Origin of the sequence: Selenomonas sp. ND2010 (genome assembly GCF_000702005.1) — a bacterium.
Classification (GTDB): domain Bacteria; phylum Bacillota; class Negativicutes; order Selenomonadales; family Selenomonadaceae; genus Selenomonas_A.
In genome coordinates this window covers 1-2,534 of sequence record NZ_JNKI01000060.1, presented here as the reverse complement: position 1 = coordinate 2,534, position 2,534 = coordinate 1, and the positions used below count along the sequence as shown (strand labels likewise).

Annotated in this window: 4 protein-coding genes; all 4 read left to right on the top strand. The window is 41.2% G+C overall.

Annotation, left to right across the window (positions count from 1 at the left end):
* Positions 1–79 precede the first annotated feature (79 nt).
* The 4 genes from T504_RS0112050 to T504_RS0112035 all read left to right on the top strand — a co-directional run bounded on the left by T504_RS0112050 (position 80) and on the right by T504_RS0112035 (position 2,515).
* Positions 80–1,354: a hypothetical protein gene (locus T504_RS0112050; protein WP_156033547.1), complete on the top strand. Its 1,275-nt coding sequence runs from the start codon at positions 80–82 to the stop codon at positions 1,352–1,354.
* Entirely contained in the window at positions 1,354–1,734 is a 381-nt protein-coding gene (locus T504_RS14665) for a hypothetical protein (RefSeq protein WP_156033546.1), read from the top strand. The genes T504_RS0112050 and T504_RS14665 overlap by 1 nt, the downstream gene beginning before the upstream one ends.
* Before the next feature lie 299 nt (positions 1,735–2,033).
* Positions 2,034–2,264: a hypothetical protein gene (locus T504_RS14660; protein WP_156033545.1), complete on the top strand. Its 231-nt coding sequence runs from the start codon at positions 2,034–2,036 to the stop codon at positions 2,262–2,264.
* 32 nt (positions 2,265–2,296) lie between these two features.
* Positions 2,297–2,515: a DUF4225 domain-containing protein gene (locus T504_RS0112035; RefSeq protein WP_033171308.1), complete on the top strand. Its 219-nt coding sequence runs from the start codon at positions 2,297–2,299 to the stop codon at positions 2,513–2,515.
* Positions 2,516–2,534: the final 19 nt, after the last annotated feature.

The window sequence follows — 2,534 nt, the reverse complement described above, 5'->3', positions numbered from 1 at the left end:
TTAATGGCAATTATAGAGATTTTTTAGAATTTAGGTATAGGGTAATAGAAGGTGAATCGAATAAAGTTTCCGTTAAGGAGTGTGTGATAATATGGGTGACAATGATAATAGCACAAGTGGGTATGGCGGTAGTGATGGCGGCTATGGTGGTAGTAGTGATACTGACACGGATAGCAGTTATGGTGGCGGTTATGACGGCGGCTACGGTGGTGGTGACGACGATGGTAATGACGATGACGGTAGCGATACGGGCAGCTATGGTAACGATGGTGACAGCAATGACGATTATGGCGGCTATGATGATAGTAACGATAACAGCAGCTATTCGGAGGCCGACGATGGCATTACGGATGATGATATATCGGTATCGCCGTATAGCAGTTGTGAGGATACCGATGCTGTCTTCGATACGGATTTGGATCAAACATTTTCTACGCCGGCGTATGGAAGCTCGGGTGGCTGGTATGATAGCATAACGGCAGAATGCAAGCAGGCATATGATTCTTTTACAACAGGGGTATCGGCATTTACGTTGTCAGAGTCACCGAAAACAAGTGTTGTTGACGAAATAAGTCAGACGATAGATAAAGTAGGCGATATCATTGAAACGGGGAAAGAGTGTGTTAGTGATTTTTTTAGTCAAACGTTCGATGAAGTTAGTGATTGGGCAAGCGAAGCCAAAGATTATGTCAGCGATACGGTAAGTAAAGCGGTGGATAATATTGGCGAGACAATTGAAGCAGGCTATGACTATGTTACGGATACTGTAGGTCAAGCAGTAGATAAATTCGGGGAAATGGTGGATACGGGAAAAGAATATGCCAGTAATACGGTGGATCAATCGATAGCAAAAGCAGGAGAAATAGCCGATGAGGCAAAAAATACAGCTGTCGCAGTAGTAGATAGCATCAAAGAACAATCGACAGGGTTCTGGGGCGCGGTGGCGCAGAAAAGTGGTGTAAAAAAGGCGAATGGTTATGTAAATGATGCAATGGCTTGGACGAATCGAAATTTAATGGTAACGGATTATCCAGGAATCCATCAGACGTATCAGGTTGCTAAAACTTTGGGGAAAACTTTTGGTTTGGTAGGGATGACACTAACAGGGAAAAATATATACGATGATTGGCATAATTATCAAGGGATTAATTGTGCAAAGGCTATGGCTATTGATACCGGAGCTTTGGTTGCAGGATGGGGCGTAACTGTCGGGCTAGGAGCGGTTGCTTCGTATGTATTGGCACCAACAGCAGTAGTTGGTGCTTTGACTTTTGGTGGTTCTGTTGCTATAGGGGCTTTAATTACTATGGGCGCAAAGGCTTTAAAAAATGGTATTGATAAGGTGAATGAATAATGGGAAATATAAAGTGGATTTCTAGTGCGGTTTTTATATCGATGGGATTCTGTCAATATTTATCAACAGGAAATCAAACTGTATTTATGTGTATATGTTTGCTGTTATTGGGAATATTATTTTGTTATTTGTATAGAAGAGTGTCATCGGCATTGGTGCATTTTTGGATCGCTATAGTTATGCTGGGGTTGATTGGGGGTATCTTGTTTAATCAAGGAATCATTGGTGCTGATGTTGGTGAATATATTATATGTGGATTTTTATCGTTGATTTTCCTGATGTTTGCTGCTTTGTCGTGGCCACAAAATAGAAAAATTGCTTATGGAGAGTTTTTGTGTGCTCTTATATGGATCATATTACTTATAATTGTAAAACTATAGTATTATATGCAGTATTGTTTGTGGAAGACGTGTTTGGGGGTACTAAGGTATGACGAATCAATATAACAATAATAGTTGGGGATGATATCGTTAGGTGCTGATTCGATAGCAGTTGTGAGGATACGGATGCTGTCTTTGATACGGATTTGGATCAAACATTTTCTACGTCGGCGTATGGAAGCTCGGGTGGCTGGTATGAGAGCATAACAGCAGAGTGTGATCAGGCATACAATGCCGTGGCCGATACTTTGAGTTCTTTTGTGGATAGGCTGGCAGGAGAAAAGAAGGATGCAGAGAACATGCCGACAGAACTCAATACAACAGACTCTTTGGCTAATATAGAATATCAGTCAGAGAAGTATCTAGAAACCAAGACGATGCCTTCAGAGATGCCAATCGAGCATGATACAACGGATTCAGTAACTGATTCAGAGGCACAGGGAGTGTCACCGGATACAGATAAGGTATCAGTATCGAAAGTGGCTTATTTGATATTGGAACTGGATTCGTTCAGACTACAGGAGGCTTAATAGCAATTGGTGCAAGTGGTGGATTAGCAGGAATGCCGGCAGGTTTTATAACTGCAGATGGGGCCAATAATTTTGTATATGGTGTAGGAGAAGTTATAGCGGCAGTAAAAGATGATCCTAATTATGCATGGAATCCTTTGGAGTCTGGTTATGAAGATATAGCAGAGACTTTAGGTGTTAGCAAGCAAACTGCCGATGAATTGTATGATATGCAGGAATATGTTTTAAGTTTTAATGGTGTGCCAAAATGAAACGAATAGATTTAACGAT